The organism is Streptomyces sp. NBC_00299, assembly GCF_036173045.1.
In the GTDB taxonomy this organism is placed as follows: Bacteria; Actinomycetota; Actinomycetes; order Streptomycetales; family Streptomycetaceae; genus Streptomyces; species Streptomyces machairae.
Map to the genome: position 1 here is coordinate 5,087,501 of NZ_CP108039.1, position 15,644 is coordinate 5,103,144.

The window sequence follows — 15,644 nt, forward strand, 5'->3', positions numbered from 1 at the left end:
ACGTTGATTATTCGGCACACTTGATCGTCTTCTCCTTCTAGTACTGCTCTTCGGAGCGTGGAACGTTGAGGGAAGCGGGGAGTGTGTCGGGCACGCTGTTGGGTGTCTGAAGTAACGGCCGCAAGGTTGTGCTTCGGTTGCCGGCGCCGGTGTAGCACCACAGTGGTGGTGTGTGACGGTGTACTGGTCGTTGTTTGAGAACTGCACAGTGGACGCGAGCATCTGTGGCCAAGTTTTTAAGGGCGCACGGTGGATGCCTTGGCACCAGGAACCGATGAAGGACGTGGGAGGCCACGATAGTCCCCGGGGAGTCGTCAACCAGGCTTTGATCCGGGGGTTTCCGAATGGGGAAACCCGGCAGTCGTCATGGGCTGTCACCCTTGCCTGAACACATAGGGCAAGTGGAGGGAACGCGGGGAAGTGAAACATCTCAGTACCCGCAGGAAGAGAAAACAACCGTGATTCCGGGAGTAGTGGCGAGCGAAACTGGATGAGGCTAAACCGTATACGTGTGAGACCCGGCAGGGGTTGCGTATACGGGGTTGTGGGATCTCTCTTCTGTTGTCTGCCGGCAACAGGACGAGTCAGAAACCGTTGATGTAGGCGAAGGACATGCGAAAGGTCCGGCGTAGAGGGTAAGACCCCCGTAGTCGAAACATCAGCGGCTCGTTTGAGAGACACCCAAGTAGCACGGGGCCCGAGAAATCCCGTGTGAATCTGGCGGGACCACCCGCTAAGCCTAAATATTCCCTGGTGACCGATAGCGGATAGTACCGTGAGGGAATGGTGAAAAGTACCCCGGGAGGGGAGTGAAATAGTACCTGAAACCGTGTGCCTACAAGCCGTGGGAGCGTCGGAATGTGCTTGCACATTCTCGTGACTGCGTGCCTTTTGAAGAATGAGCCTGCGAGTTTGCGGTGTGTTGCGAGGTTAACCCGTGTGGGGAAGCCGTAGCGAAAGCGAGTCCGAATAGGGCGATTTAGTAGCGCGCTCAAGACCCGAAGCGGAGTGATCTAGCCATGGGCAGGTTGAAGCGGAGGTAAGACTTCGTGGAGGACCGAACCCACCAGGGTTGAAAACCTGGGGGATGACCTGTGGTTAGGGGTGAAAGGCCAATCAAACTCCGTGATAGCTGGTTCTCCCCGAAATGCATTTAGGTGCAGCGTCGTGTGTTTCTTGCCGGAGGTAGAGCACTGGATAGGCGATGGGCCCTACCGGGTTACTGACCTTAGCCAAACTCCGAATGCCGGTAAGTGAGAGCGCGGCAGTGAGACTGTGGGGGATAAGCTCCATGGTCGAGAGGGAAACAGCCCAGAGCATCGACTAAGGCCCCTAAGCGTACGCTAAGTGGGAAAGGATGTGGAGTCGCAGAGACAACCAGGAGGTTGGCTTAGAAGCAGCCACCCTTGAAAGAGTGCGTAATAGCTCACTGGTCTAGTGATTCCGCGCCGACAATGTAGCGGGGCTCAAGCGTACCGCCGAAGTCGTGTCATTGCAGCAATACGCCCAACGGCGGCTGTGATGGGTAGGGGAGCGTCGTGTGCCGGGTGAAGCCGCGCCGGAAGGCAGTGGTGGACGGTTCACGAGTGAGAATGCAGGCATGAGTAGCGATTCACACGTGAGAAACGTGTGCGCCGATTGACTAAGGGTTCCTGGGTCAAGCTGATCTGCCCAGGGTAAGTCGGGACCTAAGGCGAGGCCGACAGGCGTAGTCGATGGATAACCGGTTGATATTCCGGTACCCGCTGTGAAGCGTCAAACATTGAACCAGGCGATGCTAAGTCCGTGAAGCCGCCCTGGAGCCTTCGGGCAAAGGGGAGTGGTGGAGCCGACGGACCAGACCTGTAGTAGGTGAGTGATGGGGTGACGCAGGAAGGTAGTCCAGCCCGGGCGGTGGTTGTCCCGGGGTAAGGGTGTAGGCCGTGATCCAGGCAAATCCGGATCACATGAGGCTGAGACCTGATGCCGAGCCGATTGTGGTGAAGTGGATGATCCTATGCTGTCGAGAAAAGCCTCTAGCGAGTTTCATGGCGGCCCGTACCCTAAACCGACTCAGGTGGTCAGGTAGAGAATACCGAGGCGTTCGGGTGAACTATGGTTAAGGAACTCGGCAAAATGCCCCCGTAACTTCGGGAGAAGGGGGGCCATCACTGGTGAGGGAACGTGCTTCCTGAGCTGGGGGTGGCCGCAGAGACCAGCGAGAAGCGACTGTTTACTAAAAACACAGGTCCGTGCGAAGCCGTAAGGCGATGTATACGGACTGACGCCTGCCCGGTGCTGGAACGTTAAGGGGACCGGTTAGTCACAATTCGTTGTGGCGAAGCTGAGAACTTAAGCGCCAGTAAACGGCGGTGGTAACTATAACCATCCTAAGGTAGCGAAATTCCTTGTCGGGTAAGTTCCGACCTGCACGAATGGCGTAACGACTTCTCGACTGTCTCAACCATAGGCCCGGTGAAATTGCACTACGAGTAAAGATGCTCGTTTCGCGCAGCAGGACGGAAAGACCCCGGGACCTTTACTACAGTTTGATATTGGTGTTCGGTTCGGCTTGTGTAGGATAGGTGGGAGACTGTGAACTCTGGACGCCAGTTCAGGGGGAGTCGTCGTTGAAATACCACTCTGGTCGTGCTGGATGTCTAACCTGGGTCCGTGATCCGGATCAGGGACAGTGTCTGATGGGTAGTTTAACTGGGGCGGTTGCCTCCTAAAGAGTAACGGAGGCGCCCAAAGGTTCCCTCAGCCTGGTTGGCAATCAGGTGTTGAGTGTAAGTGCACAAGGGAGCTTGACTGTGAGACCGACGGGTCGAGCAGGGACGAAAGTCGGGACTAGTGATCCGGCGGTGGCTTGTGGAAGCGCCGTCGCTCAACGGATAAAAGGTACCCCGGGGATAACAGGCTGATCTTCCCCAAGAGTCCATATCGACGGGATGGTTTGGCACCTCGATGTCGGCTCGTCGCATCCTGGGGCTGGAGTCGGTCCCAAGGGTTGGGCTGTTCGCCCATTAAAGCGGTACGCGAGCTGGGTTTAGAACGTCGTGAGACAGTTCGGTCCCTATCCGCTGCGCGCGTAGGAATATTGAGAAGGGCTGTCCCTAGTACGAGAGGACCGGGACGGACGAACCTCTGGTGTGCCAGTTGTTCTGCCAAGGGCATGGCTGGTTGGCTACGTTCGGGAGGGATAACCGCTGAAAGCATCTAAGCGGGAAGCCTGCTTCGAGATGAGTATTCCCACCCACTTGATGGGGTAAGGCTCCCAGTAGACGACTGGGTTGATAGGCCGGATCTGGAAGCACGGTAACGTGTGGAGGTGACCGGTACTAATAGGCCGAGGGCTTGTCCATAGATGCTCGCGTCCACTGTGTTGGTTCTGAAACCACGAACAGCCCCGTATGGCCACATGCGGTGCGGCTGACAGTTTCATAGTGTTTCGGTGGTTATAGCGTGAGGGAAACGCCCGGTTACATTCCGAACCCGGAAGCTAAGCCTTACAGCGCCGATGGTACTGCAGGGGGGACCCTGTGGGAGAGTAGGACGCCGCCGAACAAATTGTGAGAAAGGCCCACACCTTATGGTGTGGGCCTTTCTGCGTTTCTGGCTCAGGACGGCTGCACCAGTCCCGTGTCGTACGCGAGAATCACCGCCTGAATTCGATCTCGTGAGCCGGTCTTCGCGAGGACGCGGCCCACGTGGGTCTTTACCGTCGACTCGGCCAGGTGGAGGCGGGCGGCTATCTCCGTGTTGGTCCAGCCCTTTCCGATCACCGAGAGGATCTCGCGTTCGCGGTCGGTGAGGGAAGAGAGACGAGGGTGCTCCAGGGGCGACGCTTCCTGGCCGTCGGCGCGGCCTTGCCTCGGTAGGTGGTGGGCGTACGCGTCGAGCAGGCGGCGGGTCAGGCTCGGGGCGACGACCGCGTCGCCGGTGGCGACCGCGCGGATGCCGGAGAGGAGTTCCTCCGGCTGGGCGTCCTTGACGAGGAAGCCGGAGGCGCCTGCGCGGAGGCCGGCGTAGGCGTACTCGTCGAGGTCGAAGGTGGTGAGGATCAGCACCCTGGTGCGGTCGCCGGTGGTGGTGATGCGGCGGGTGGCCTCGATGCCGTCCAGGCCGGGCATGCGGACGTCCATGAGGATCACGTCGGGGTGTAGTTCCGCTGTCATGCGGATCGCCTCGCTGCCGTTGGCGGCTTCGCCCACCACCGTCATGTCGTCCTGGCTTTCGAGGAGCATCCGGAAGCCGAAGCGCTGGAGGGGCTGGTCGTCGGCTATGAGGACGGTGGTCACTGCGGGGATTCCTCCGGGAGATGCAGGTGGACTCGCCAGCCCTGCTCGGGGTGCGGGCGGGGGCCGGCCTCAAGTGTGCCGCCGTACAGGGCTGTTCGCTCGCGCATTCCGGGCAGACCGCGGCCGCCCGTGGGTTCAGCGGGGCCCCCGCTGCCGGTGTCGGTCACGGTTGCGGTGACGGCGCCCTTCTCCTCGTACGAGAGCTCTATGCGTGCCGTGGTTTCGGGGCCGCCGTGTTTGAGGGTGTTGGTGAGGGCTTCCTGGATGACGCGGTAGACGGTGAGTTGGCGGCCCGGGGGGAGGTTGGGGGTGCCGTGGGTCGTGGTGTGGACGGGGAGGCCTGCGGCGCGTACGCCGTCGAGGAGTTGGGTCAGGTCGGTGAGGGTGGGTTGGGGGGTCAGCTCCGGGTGGGGTGTGCGGGGGTGTTCGTCGTCGCGCAGGACGTCGAGGAGGCGGCGTAGTTCGGCCAGGGCCTGGCGGCTGGTGGTGGCTATGGCGTGGAGGGCCTGGGTGGCGCGTTCCGGGGACTTGGCGGCCGCGTATTTGCCGCCGTCGGCCAGGCCGGTGATGACGGAGAGGTTGTGGCCGATGATGTCGTGCATCTCGCGGGCGATACGGGCTCGTTCGGCCGCGGCGGCGAGCTGGGCCTGCTGGTCGCGTTCGATCTCCAGGCGGCGGGCGCGGTCCTCCAGGGCCTCGGTGTGGTCGCGGCGGGTGCGGACCGTGATGCCGATGGCTACCGCTACGGCGATGGACATCAGAACCGGGACTATGTCCTTGTCCGGGGTTCCCTGCGGGTGACGGGCCGCCATTACGGCGACGGGCGTGGTGATGAGGGCCGTCGCCCACCAGAGGTTGCGGGGAGGGCGGCACAGGGCGATGTGGAAGACGACGAGGAGTTGGAGCAGCACCGCTTGGAGGGCGGTGCCGGTCCAGGCGTTGACCAGGGCGAACGGGGCTATGGCCAGGAGTACGGCGCGGGGGTGGGTGCGTCGCATGAGGAGGGGGACGGAGAGGCCGAGGCTCAGGGTGAGGACGAGCCAGCCGGGGTTGTCGCGGTCGCGGGCCACGTTGAGCCAGCCGTCGCCGTAGTAGTCGATCAGGGCCGCCGTCACCCAGAAGCCGGTCAGGTGCAGGTCCCAGACGAGCGGGTGACGTCCGTCGAAGGCACGTACGCGTCGGCTGATGCGCTGGATGTGCTGGGTGAGGGGTTCCGTCGTCGCTCGCTCGTGCGTCACGGGTTCATCCTCCGGGGTCCGGTGGTGGCCGGCACAGGGCCCTGGGCAGGAATCCGGGTGAGCGATGTCGTACCCGGGTACTACGGTGGCGACCATGAGCACCACGAACCCCGGGGCCTACGTCATCCGGTCCATACATGCCGACGAGTGGCCCGCCGCCAAGGAGTTGCGGCTCGCCGCGCTGCAGGATCCCGTCGCGCCGCTCGCGTTCCTGGAGACGTACGAGCAGGCCGTCGCCCGGCCCGACTCCTTCTGGCAGGAGCGGGCCGCAGGGGCCTGCGAGGGGGCCGACGGGGCGCAGCAGATCATCGCCGAAGGGCCGGACGGGGTCTGGGTCGGGACGTTGACCGTGCTGGTCGAGGAGCCTGGGACGACCGACTGGGCCGGGTTCCCGGTGGAGCGGAAGCAGGGGCATGTCGTCGCCGTGTTCGTACGGCCGGAGGAGCGGGGGAGCGGGCTGACCGACGTGCTCTTCGACGCCGGCCTGGAGTGGGCGTGGTCGCGGGGCGCGGAGCGGGTGCGGCTCATCGTGCACGAGGAGAACGGGCGGGCGCAGAGGTTCTACCGGAGGGTGGGGTTCGAGCCGAGTGGCGTGACCGTGCCGCTGGGCGAGGGGGACGCGGAGGCGGAGGTCGAGTTGGAGTTCGTCATCGAGCGGCCGTAGGGGGCCGGGTTCGGTGATCGGCCCGCCTGCACCGGGGGTTCGGGCCGGGCATTCGGCCCGGGGGTTCGGGCGGCTACACCGGGAGGTCGTCGTGGGGCCAGCGGGAGCGCGCCTGTTCCCGGGACCGGAGCAGGGCCAGGGTCGGCATACCCCGGACCGCTCCGGTGGCCAGCAGCTCCGGAAGCTGGGGAAGTGGAGCCACCGCGGCGACGTCGTCCAGGACGAGCGTCATTGGTGGGTCGAGGCGACCGGAGGATGACCGTTCGGCCATGCGCCGGCCGCGCTCGACCACGCTTGCGGCGAGGGCCGTCAGGAGTGGCATGGCGCCGGGGTTGGCTCGGGGATCCTCGATGGATTCACCCACCACATAGAGCGTGCCCCCTTCGTGGACGAAGGAATCCAAGGTGAGGGCATCAGTTCGGTTTGGAGTGCAGGACTCGCGGATGTTGACCGTGGAGAGGGCGGAGAGCGCCCTCGTCGTCAACTCCTGGGCCATGTCCCGCCGTTCGGGGTGGCCGGTGAGCGCGGCTTCGAGCTCGCCTGCCGCGCCGGGGGCCGCCTTCGGGTTCGTGCGCAGGATGCGTACGGCGTCCTGGATCTGGGTGCCCTGGGACCAGCGGTGGACGTGGCGGACGGTGCGGCCGTCGATGGCCGCGGCGTGCAGGTAGCTGCGCAGCAGCGTTTCGGCGGTGTCGCTGACCGCTTGGTCGAGGCGAGAGGAGGGGCGGACCGGCGTCAGGAGCGCGGTCGCCCTTGAGACCGCTGTCTGCTTGTCCTCGCAGCCCGTTGTGGGGGACCAGTGGAGGCGGGCCGGGGTGTCGCAGAGGTGGGTGGGGTCGTAGAGGAGGACCGGGCCGAGCTTCGCGCGGGCGTCCTTCGAGTCCTGCCAGACCGCGGGGTTCGACGTGACCACGAGGGCGGGGCCTTCCGCGTCGCGTACTGCTTGGGTCGCGGTGGCTTGCCGGCTTTCCCTCGGGGCCAGGTGGATCCTTTCCCACGTGTCTGCTCGCTCGGCGAGCAGTGCGGTGTGGGGTGCGGCATCGGGGGCCGCTCCTTCGCTGCGTACAGCTGTCTCCGAGGATGCTGCCGCTGCTACTGCCGCCGCTGCTCTTGTCGCTGCCGTCATCGGCACCGCCGCCATCGGCTCCGCTTCCGTCCGCGGCGCCGGCACGTCGCCGTGTACCGGTGCTGGAGTGGGCTCAGGGGCCGGTGAGAAGCCGGGCTGTACCGCGCTGTCCGTCTTCTCCGCCCAGGCTGTCTGCTCGGCAGCGTCCGCCTTGCCCGTGCGCCGAGCCGCCCTGACTGCCCGCCAGCGTGCCACCGTCCCCAGCACGAACACGGTCAGTACGACCAGGACCATCAACTGGCCGATGAACAGCCCCCAGAACAGCCCGTACCCCGACAGCTGTCCGTCCGGTGTCTGCGGCCACGCGCCCGGGATGTCGTGGGGCTGGGCGACCAGGGAGCGCATGGCCAGGGGCGTGCGGGTGAAGGTGACGCCGGAGGGCCAGGAGCCGTGCGCGAACAGGCCCGCCAGGCCCGTCGCCGTCCAGACCAGCAGTGTCATGCCCAGGAGGAAGGCGAGCAGGCCGATCAGCAGGCCGTCGGGGATGCCTCCCTGACTGCCTCCGCTGTCCCGGGTGTACCGGTATGCCCGACGGTCGTCCGGTCTCACGCTGCCCCCTACGCCACCGTCGATTCGGAGTCGCCAAGGTGTTGCTCCACGAAGGCCGCTGCCCGTTCCTCCGCCTCCAGCTCGGCGGCGCGCAGGGCGTCGTCGGTCAGATCGCGGTCGGCGGACGACTCGGTCATCGCGCGGTCGGTGAAGACCAGTGGGCGTTCGGTCTCGGTGATCAGGTGTTTGACCACTTGGACGTTGCCGTTCACGTCCCACACCGCGATGCCGGGGGTCAGACTGGGGATGATCTCCACGGCCCAGCGCGGCAGGCCGAGCACCCGGCCCGTCGCCCGCGCCTCGTCGGCCTTCTGGGCGTAGATCGTCCTGGTCGAGGCCATCTTCAGGATCGCGGCGGCCTCCTTCGCCGCAGCGCCGTCGACGACGTCGGACAGGTGGTGGACGACCGCGACGAAGGAGAGACCCAGCCGCCGGCCGAACTTCAGCAGGCGCTGGAAGAGCTGGGCCACGAACGGGCTGTTGATGATGTGCCAGGCCTCCTCGACCAGGAAGATGCGCTTCTTCCGGTCGGGGCGGATCCAGGTGTGCTCCAGCCAAACGCCGACGATCGCCATCAGGATCGGCATGGCGATCGAGTTGCGGTCGATGTGGGACAAATCGAACACAATGAGCGGCGCGTCGAGGTCGATGCCCACCGTCGTGGGGCCGTCGAACATGCCCCTGAGGTCACCGTCGACCAGACGGTCCAGGACCAGAGCGACGTCCAGGCCCCATGCCCGTACGTCGTCTATGGCGACGTTCATCGCCTCGGCCGACTCAGGCTTGGGGTGCCGTAGCTGCTCGACGATGTCGGTGAGGACCGGCTGGCGTTCGACGATGGTCTCGTTGACGTATGCGTGCGCGACCTTCAGGGCGAAGCCCGAGCGCTCGTCGAGGCCGTGTCCCATCGCGACCTCGATGATCGTGCGGAGCAGGGCCAGCTGGCCCGTCGTCGTGATCGCGGGGTCGAGCGGGTTGAGCCGGATGCCCATGTCCAGGGCGGCCGTCGGGTCCAGGCGGATGGGGGTTATCCCCAACTCCTGCGCGATGAGGTTCCACTCGCCGACGCCGTCCTCGCCCTGGGCGTCGAGGACGACGACCTGGCGGTCCCGGAAACGCAGCTGGCGCAGGACGTACGTCTTCTCCAGCGCCGACTTGCCGTTGCCGGACTCGCCGAGGACCAGCCAGTGCGGGGCCGGGAGCTGCTGGCCGTAGAGCTGGAAGGGGTCGTAGATGTAGCCCTTCCCGGAGTAGACCTCGCGGCCGATGATGACGCCCGAGTCGCCGAGGCCGGGGGCGGCGGTCGGGAGGTAGACCGCCTGGGCCTGGCCCGTCGACGTGCGCACCGGCAGCCGCGTCGTCTCGACCTTCCCGAAGAGGAAGGACGTGAAGGCGTCGGTGAGGACGGACAGCGGGTCCCGCATCAGGTCCTACCTCCGAATGCCGGTGGCGAAGGGGAGTGTGTTGACGAATGCCCGGTGGTGCTCGCGGTCGCACCACTCCAGCTTCAGATACGACTTTCCGGCCGACGCCCGGATGGTCCTCTTGTCCCGGGCCAGGGACTCGGGGGAACGCGAGGAGACGGTGATGTAGCCGACCAGGTTGACGCCGGCGGCGCCGCTCGCGAGGTCTTCTCCTCGCTGGTCGAGGCGGTTGTGGGCGGCGATGTCGCGCGGGTCGACGGTCCGGTTCATCTTGGCGGCGCGGCTGGCCTCCGCCTCGTCGTTGGTCTTCTCGGTGAGCATGCGTTCGATGGCGACCTCGGTGGGTTCGAGGTCCATCGTCACGGCGACCGTCCGGATGACGTCCGGGGTGTGGACGAGCAGCGGGGCCAGGAAGTTGACGCCCACCGGGGTCATCGGCCACTCCTTCACCCAGGCGGTGGCGTGGCACCAGGGCGCGCGGGTGGAGGACTCCCGGGTCTTCGCCTGGAGGAACGTCGGTTCCATGGCGTCCAGTTCGGCCGGCCAGGCGTTGCGTTTCGTCATCGCCTGGATGTGGTCGATCGGGTGGTCCGGGTCGTACATGGAGTGGATGAGCGAGGCCAGACGTCCCTGCCCGAGGGGCTGGCGGACGCGGATGTCGGCCTCCTGGAGGCGCGAGCAGATGTCCGTCAGCTCGCGGGCCATGACGACCGCGAGACCGGAGTCCCGGTCGACCTTGCCGCCGTGCGGGCGGGCCGCGCGGGCCATCGCCTGGGCCTCGGCGGCCAGTTCGCGTGTGAAGTGCATGCAGGCGACGAGGTACGCGCGGTGCTGCTCGCTGCTCGTCGACACCATCGACTGGAGTTGGTCGTACGACTGCTGCAGCCACCCCGGGGCGCGCTCGTCGCCGCGTACGGCGACGTCCTTGGCGTGGGCGTCCGGGTCGGCGGGCAGGGTGCGGGCGAGCATCTGCAGCCGGGTGACGAAACCGTCGCCGTTGGCCACGTGCTTGAGGAGGGTGCCGAAGCGGTCGACGAGGGCTTCCTGGTCCTCGGAGTCGCGCAGGCCGACGCCGGGCCCCTCGATCTCGATCGCGGCGGTGACCGTACGGCGGTCGGCGTGCAGGAGCACGGCGATCTCGTCCGGCCCGAACGGCGCGGCCAGCCAGGTGATGCGGCCGATGCCGGGCGGCGGGCCGACCTCGACCTCACGTCCGTCGAGACCGGTGCCGGCCTCGACGGCGGCGGAGCGGTAGGTGGTGCCCGCGCGCAGGGTGCGCTTGTAGCTGCGGTTGATCTCGAACCACTTGTAGATGGTCCGGTGCTTGTACGGCACGTAGACCGCGCCGAGCGCGAGCAGAGGGAAGCCCATCAGCAGCACGATGCGCAGGGACAGGACGGGGACGAGGAGTCCGCACATCATGCCGAGGAACGCGCCCCCGATGATCAACGCGATCTCGCCGGTCTCGCGGTTGCGGCCGACGATCGCGTTCGGCCGGGCGCGGCCGATCAGATAGGTACGGCGGGGCGTGACCGGATGGGACACATGGGACTCGGTCGTCAACGCCCGTCACCTCCTGAACGATTGCTGCTGCGGGTATTGCTGGCGTGGGGGGTGTTCACCGGGCTGCTCGAGCGGGGTGCGGGTGCGGCGGAGGGGACAGATCCGCCGCCGTTCGAGGAGCGCGAACTGTGTGCGGCGACGCCGCCGGATGCGGGGTTGGAGGGGCGGGCGGAGGAGCTGGACTGGCCCCCGCCGCCCTTGTTGTCCGCGCGGGAGCTGTGGGTCTTGATGCCCTGGGCGACGAGGGTCGCCGGGGAGCTGATGACCGCGGCGGCCTTGCCTTCGGCGCCCCGCATGATGCGGTTGTTGCGGGAGCCGGCGAGTTCGTCGCCGAAGCCGGGGACGAAGCGGTAGATCATCGCGCTCGCGAAGATGGCGAGCAGGATGATGGCCAGGCCGGAGACCACGGCCGAGAAGGCGTTCGGGCCGTCGGCGGACGACAGGGCGCCGGCCAGGCCGAGCACTATGACGATGACCGGCTTCACGAGGATGACGGCGATCATGATGCCCGCCCAGCGGCGGACGTGGCCCCACAGGTTCTTGTCGACCAGGCCGGCGTAGACGACGGTGCCGAGGAGGGCGCCGACGTAGAGCAGGGCGGCGCGGATGACGAGCTCCAGCCACAGGACGCCGGCGGCGAGGATGGAGACCAGGGACACCACGATCAGCATGATCGGGCCGCCGCCGATGTCCTCGCCCTTCTCCAGGGCGCCGGAGAAGGTGCCGAAGAAGGTGTCCGTCTGATCGCCGGTCGTTTTCGCGAGGACGTCCGTGATGCCGTCCGTGGCCGATACGACCGTGTAGAGGATCAGCGGTGTGAACGCGGACGCCAGGACCGTCAGCCAGAGGAAGCCGATCGCCTCGGAGACGGCGGTGCTGAGAGGTACGCCGCGGACGGCTCGCTTGGCCACGGCCAGCAGCCACAGGAGCAGGGTGAGGACCGTGGACGCGGCGAAGACGACGGCGTACTGCTGGAGGAACTTCGTATTCGTGAAGTCGACGTTCGCGGTCTCCTTCACGGCCTCGCTGAGCTTGTCGACGGTCCAGGCGGCGGCTTCGGCGCAGCCCTTGGCGAGGGAGGAGAGGGGGTCGAGGGTGGAGGTGGGGTCGGTGAGGGGGCTGGATCCGCCGGTGCGGTTGGCTCCGCCGTTGTCTTTTTCGCAGTACTGCTTGGCGGGACCGATCAGCAGGTCGCAGGGGTCGTCGCTCGGGGTCGGCGTGGGAGCCGCGTAGGCGCGAGTTGCCAGCAGTACGGCACCGGCCTGTACGGCGGCCGTCAAGGCCGTGAGCTTGAGTACGCGACGCGGGTTACCGGGCATACGTGAACCCTCCGTACTCCTCGATGGCCTTGCTGATCTCGTCGGAGCTGGCGGCTCTGTCATCACCGGGCACCGGTGCTGGGCCGTCCTTCTGGGTGTCTGCGGTGATCTTCCAATCGCCGCTGACCCACTGCAGGTCGAAGGTCCAGGTCTTCCAGGTCGAGCTCACGGGATCGGTCGAGCCTTGGCCCGACATGCCGATGAGGCCCGTGTACCAGACGGAGACCTTTGCGCTGCCTTGGCTGTACTGATTGACCGTGGTGCCCACGGGCACGGTGCGCGACACGAAGGTGTTGCCCTCCGGGGCGTTGCCGTTCGCATCCAGGCCGAGCTTGCTGAGGAAGTCCGCCGAGTACGCCTGGTCCATCGCGCCCTGGAGCTTGGCGGCTGCCGTCGACGTGTAGATCGTCTCGACGATGCTGTGCCGACTCTCCTGGTTGAACATACCGGTCGAACCCAGCGTCACCGCGTAGTTGGCCGCCGCGCTCTGTGCCCCCTGCTCATCGTGCGCGAACCCCCCAGGAATCCCCGCCGCCTTGCCCCCCACCGGTCGTGTCCCCGTGGCTGCCGTCGTTGAGGATTTCGGCTTGTTTTCGTCCCCGCTCGCGGAACCGGAGTCATCGCCTCCACGGTTCGCGAAGGCGATTGCGGCGATAAGGAGGACGACCACACCGACCACGGTGACCAGGCTCCGGGACGACGAACGGCCACCCCGTCGCGTGCCCCCGTACGCGTCACCACCGCTTTCGGGCAGGCGCGTACGGGTCTGACCCGTGCCTCCGTAACCGCCGGAGCCCTCCCGCTCGTCTCCGAGACTCATGCCGCGTACGCCCCCTCGACGTCGGACAACAACACGTTGGAGTACGACGGTAGCCGTGCTGGTTCCCGCATGGGCGCGGTGTGGTGACTCGACATCAGGGAAACGCAACCTCAGCCGGTGGGCACGACGGATGGGTGGGGGACGACGGGGGCCGGGCGTGCCCGGAGCGGACGGAGGAGATGGAGGAGATGGAGGAGATGGAGGGGAAACAGGGGTTCGAGCAAGTGGGCGCGACTGAGGCGGCTAGACGGCCATGCCGTACACGATCGTGAACAGCGTGCCCAGTGAGCCGATGATGAAGACGCCCGTCAGCCCGGCGATGATGAGACCTTTGCCCTGCTCGGCGCTGAACGTGTCGCGCAGTGCGGTCGCGCCGATGCGCTGTTTGGCCGCCCCCCAGATGGCGAGGCCGAGGCAGAGCAGGATGGCCACCGCCATCACGACCTCGATCATCACCTTCGCCTCGTTGCCCAGGCTGCCGAAGGGGCCCCAGTCCGGAGCGATCCCGCCGATGATGGTGTTGATATCGCCCTTATCGGCCGCAAAGAGCATGTAAGTCACCGCCCCTGTTGGGTAGTTCCGCAGTCCCCTGCGGTGCGCAGAGGTCAGATCTCATTCTCGCCGACAATGGCGCTGTCGTATGTCGACTTGGCGTCATTGATGGGCGGGATTCGTACGAAAACCTCGTACGGTCACTCTGTGTATCACGGCAGGTCACGCCGGGCAACGAGGCCTGAGCGGAACCCGTGGTGTGGTTCCGTCGTTAGCCCTCTTCACGCCGGGTGCCGCTTCTGACGGGTGGTCGGGTGAGGGGTCGTGCCGGTGTGCTGCGGGTGAAGGTTATCGCCGATACCTGAACATCCCTAGGCAGGGTGCCGCGACCGCCCGTGCCTGCCGGGCATGGTGACGGGCGGTCAGTTTTCGGTGACGTTCGCGGTGATCAGCCGGAGGGGCTTGGCCCTCAGCGGGGCCTGAGGCCGTGCAGCAAGTGGTGGACCAAGCCGTCGACGCCGGCCATGGCCACTTCGGGGGTCAGCATGCCGCCGGCGATGAAGGCAGCCATGCCGTGGAGGGCGGCGCCCGTGACGAGGTTGAGTTCCTCCGGGGCGCCCTCGATGATCTCGCCCCGTTGCTGGGCGTCCGCGAGGACCCGGTCGAGGGTGCCGATCGTCTGCTCGACCGCGGCGGCCATCTGCTCCGAGGCGCCCGGCTCGTGCTTGCGGGCGTACATCAGCTCCAGCAGCTCGGCGTTGTCGATGGCGAAGCCGAGGTAGGTCCGGGCCAGGGCGGTGAGGCGCGGCTCAAGGGGGAGCGTCGGGTCGTCGGCCGCGCTCAGGGCCCGGCCGAGCCGCTCGTAGCCGGCCAGCGCCAGGGCGTTGAGCAGGGCCTGCTTGTCCTTGAAGTGCCGGCCGGGGGCGGCGTGGCTGACGCCGACCTCGCGGGCCAGTTCGCGGAGCGAGAGGGCTCCGACCCCCTTTTCGCGCAGGGTGCTCTCCGCTGCGGCGAGCAGGGCGGCGCGCAGGTCGCCGTGGTGGTAGGGGCGGCTCTCGGGCATGCGCACCATCGTAGCTTGATGTTGCCGGTGCCATCTTTGTTGGCGTCGCCACCATTGTTGTCATTGACAGCATTGTTGGCGCCGCCTACATTGGTGGGTATGGCTGACAAAACGAAGAAGACGTGGGACGCGACCAGCCTCCCTGACCTGGGCGGCCGCACGGCCGTCGTCACCGGCGCCAACAGCGGCATCGGCCTCACCGCGGCCGGCGCGCTGGCCCGTGCTGGCGCGCACGTCGTGTTCGCCGTACGGGACCTCGACCGGGGCCGGGCCGCGGCCGCGACCGAGACCGGCAGTACCGAGGTGCGGCGTCTGGACCTGGCGGATCTCGCCTCCGTGCGGGAGTTCGCCGAGGCGTGGCAGGGCCGGCCGCTGGATCTGCTGATCAACAACGCCGGCGTGATGATGCTGCCGCAGCAGCGGACGGCGGACGGCTTCGAGATGCAGTTCGGCACGAACCATCTGGGCCACTTCGCGCTGACGAACCTGCTGCTGCCGTACGTCACCGACCGGATCGTGACGCTGTCGTCCGGTGCGCACCGGTGGTCCGGCGCGAGGATCCGCTTCGAGGACCTGAACTGGACGTCCGGCTACCACCCGAATGGCGCGTACGCCCAGTCGAAGCTGGCGAACCTCCTGTTCACGCTGGAACTCCAGCGCCGCCTGACGGAGTCCGGCTCCCGGGTCCGCGCCCTGGCCGCCCACCCCGGCTATGCCGCCACCAACCTGCAGAGCCACGCGGGAAGTCCGGTGATGCGGGCGTTCATGAGCATCGGCAACAGGGTCTTCGCGCAGGACGACAAGGCGGGTGCGCTGCCGACGCTGTACGCCGCGACTCAGGACCTCCCCGGTGCGAGCTACGTCGGACCCGACGGGCTGGGCGAGCTGCGGGGCGCGCCGACGCTGGTCGGGCGGACGACGGCGGCCAGTGACGCGGAGGTGGCGCGGCGGTTGTGGACGGTGTCGGAGGAACTGACCGGCGTGAGCTCGCCGTTGGGACGGGTTGCCGAGGCGGCTGCCGGGCGGTAGGCAGTGGTGTCGCTGCCGAAGCCGGCGTCCGGCCGGCTGGGCTGCGACACGGGCGCAGGCCGTATCCGGAGGTGGTC

Annotated in this window: 11 protein-coding genes and 2 rRNA genes; 4 read left to right on the top strand and 9 right to left on the bottom strand. The window is 66.8% G+C overall.

What is annotated here, in order from left to right; all coding sequences use genetic code 11:
* The first annotated feature begins 226 nt into the window (after positions 1 to 226).
* Together OHT51_RS22490 and rrf are read left to right on the top strand one after the other, a co-directional pair.
* A 23S ribosomal RNA gene (locus OHT51_RS22490) occupies positions 227 to 3,344 on the top strand.
* Between the two features lie 85 nt (positions 3,345 to 3,429).
* A 5S ribosomal RNA gene (gene rrf / locus OHT51_RS22495) occupies positions 3,430 to 3,546 on the top strand.
* 53 nt (positions 3,547 to 3,599) lie between these two features.
* On the opposite strand, the gene OHT51_RS22500 is transcribed toward rrf, so the two are convergent.
* Both OHT51_RS22500 and OHT51_RS22505 read right to left on the bottom strand, forming a co-directional pair.
* Positions 3,600 to 4,280 (bottom strand): response regulator transcription factor, encoded by a 681-nt coding sequence (locus tag OHT51_RS22500; protein ID WP_328880716.1) that lies wholly within the window; start codon positions 4,278 to 4,280, stop codon positions 3,600 to 3,602.
* Positions 4,277 to 5,518, bottom strand: a complete 1,242-nt coding sequence (locus OHT51_RS22505; protein ID WP_328880717.1) for a sensor histidine kinase — start codon at positions 5,516 to 5,518, stop codon at positions 4,277 to 4,279. The genes OHT51_RS22500 and OHT51_RS22505 overlap by 4 nt, the downstream gene beginning before the upstream one ends.
* A gap of 94 nt (positions 5,519 to 5,612) precedes the next feature.
* Here OHT51_RS22505 and OHT51_RS22510 point away from each other — a divergent pair, with 94 nt between their 5' ends.
* Positions 5,613 to 6,182 carry a GNAT family N-acetyltransferase gene (locus tag OHT51_RS22510; RefSeq protein WP_328880718.1) on the top strand — a complete coding sequence of 190 codons (570 nt, stop codon included), beginning with the start codon at positions 5,613 to 5,615 and terminating at the stop codon, positions 6,180 to 6,182.
* Positions 6,183 to 6,255: 73 nt separating this feature from the next.
* Here the strand turns inward: OHT51_RS22510 and OHT51_RS22515 are convergent, their stop codons facing one another.
* The 7 genes from OHT51_RS22515 to OHT51_RS22545 all read right to left on the bottom strand — a co-directional run bounded on the left by OHT51_RS22515 (position 6,256) and on the right by OHT51_RS22545 (position 14,547).
* The gene (locus OHT51_RS22515; RefSeq protein WP_328880719.1) at positions 6,256 to 7,857 is read right to left on the bottom strand and encodes a type IV secretory system conjugative DNA transfer family protein; all 1,602 of its coding nucleotides are present in this window, start codon (positions 7,855 to 7,857) and stop codon (positions 6,256 to 6,258) included.
* A gap of 8 nt (positions 7,858 to 7,865) precedes the next feature.
* Complete coding sequence (locus OHT51_RS22520; protein WP_328880720.1) at positions 7,866 to 9,281, bottom strand: ATP-binding protein; 1,416 nt, start codon at positions 9,279 to 9,281, stop codon at positions 7,866 to 7,868.
* A gap of 6 nt (positions 9,282 to 9,287) precedes the next feature.
* Positions 9,288 to 10,844: an SCO6880 family protein gene (locus OHT51_RS22525; RefSeq protein ID WP_328880721.1), complete on the bottom strand. Its 1,557-nt coding sequence runs from the start codon at positions 10,842 to 10,844 to the stop codon at positions 9,288 to 9,290.
* A complete protein-coding gene (locus tag OHT51_RS22530) occupies positions 10,841 to 12,163 on the bottom strand; it encodes a hypothetical protein (RefSeq protein ID WP_328880722.1) in 1,323 nt (440 codons plus the stop codon). Before OHT51_RS22530 ends, OHT51_RS22525 begins: the two co-directional genes overlap by 4 nt.
* Positions 12,153 to 12,983: a hypothetical protein gene (locus OHT51_RS22535; RefSeq protein WP_328880723.1), complete on the bottom strand. Its 831-nt coding sequence runs from the start codon at positions 12,981 to 12,983 to the stop codon at positions 12,153 to 12,155. The genes OHT51_RS22530 and OHT51_RS22535 overlap by 11 nt, the downstream gene beginning before the upstream one ends.
* Positions 12,984 to 13,226: 243 nt before the next feature.
* The gene (locus OHT51_RS22540; RefSeq protein WP_123996587.1) at positions 13,227 to 13,535 is read right to left on the bottom strand and encodes a hypothetical protein; all 309 of its coding nucleotides are present in this window, start codon (positions 13,533 to 13,535) and stop codon (positions 13,227 to 13,229) included.
* Positions 13,536 to 13,944: 409 nt separating this feature from the next.
* Entirely contained in the window at positions 13,945 to 14,547 is a 603-nt protein-coding gene (locus tag OHT51_RS22545) for a TetR/AcrR family transcriptional regulator (protein ID WP_328880724.1), read from the bottom strand.
* A 90-nt stretch (positions 14,548 to 14,637) separates the two neighbouring features.
* On the opposite strand from OHT51_RS22545, the gene OHT51_RS22550 reads away from it, so the two are divergent.
* Positions 14,638 to 15,567: an oxidoreductase gene (locus OHT51_RS22550; protein WP_328880725.1), complete on the top strand. Its 930-nt coding sequence runs from the start codon at positions 14,638 to 14,640 to the stop codon at positions 15,565 to 15,567.
* Positions 15,568 to 15,644 lie beyond the last annotated feature (77 nt).

What these genes read in the sequence shown, in the direction of transcription:
- OHT51_RS22510 (WP_328880718.1), top strand. Translation starts at nt 5,613, where the DNA reads ATGAGCACCACGAACCCCGGGGCCTACGTCATCCGGTCCATACATGCC.
- OHT51_RS22520 (WP_328880720.1), bottom strand. Translation starts at nt 9,281, where the DNA reads ATGCGGGACCCGCTGTCCGTCCTCACCGACGCCTTCACGTCCTTCCTC.
- OHT51_RS22530 (WP_328880722.1), bottom strand. Translation starts at nt 12,163, where the DNA reads ATGCCCGGTAACCCGCGTCGCGTACTCAAGCTCACGGCCTTGACGGCC.
- OHT51_RS22535 (WP_328880723.1), bottom strand. Translation starts at nt 12,983, where the DNA reads ATGAGTCTCGGAGACGAGCGGGAGGGCTCCGGCGGTTACGGAGGCACG.
- OHT51_RS22540 (WP_123996587.1), bottom strand. Translation starts at nt 13,535, where the DNA reads ATGCTCTTTGCGGCCGATAAGGGCGATATCAACACCATCATCGGCGGG.
- OHT51_RS22545 (WP_328880724.1), bottom strand. Translation starts at nt 14,547, where the DNA reads ATGGTGCGCATGCCCGAGAGCCGCCCCTACCACCACGGCGACCTGCGC.
- OHT51_RS22550 (WP_328880725.1), top strand. Translation starts at nt 14,638, where the DNA reads ATGGCTGACAAAACGAAGAAGACGTGGGACGCGACCAGCCTCCCTGAC.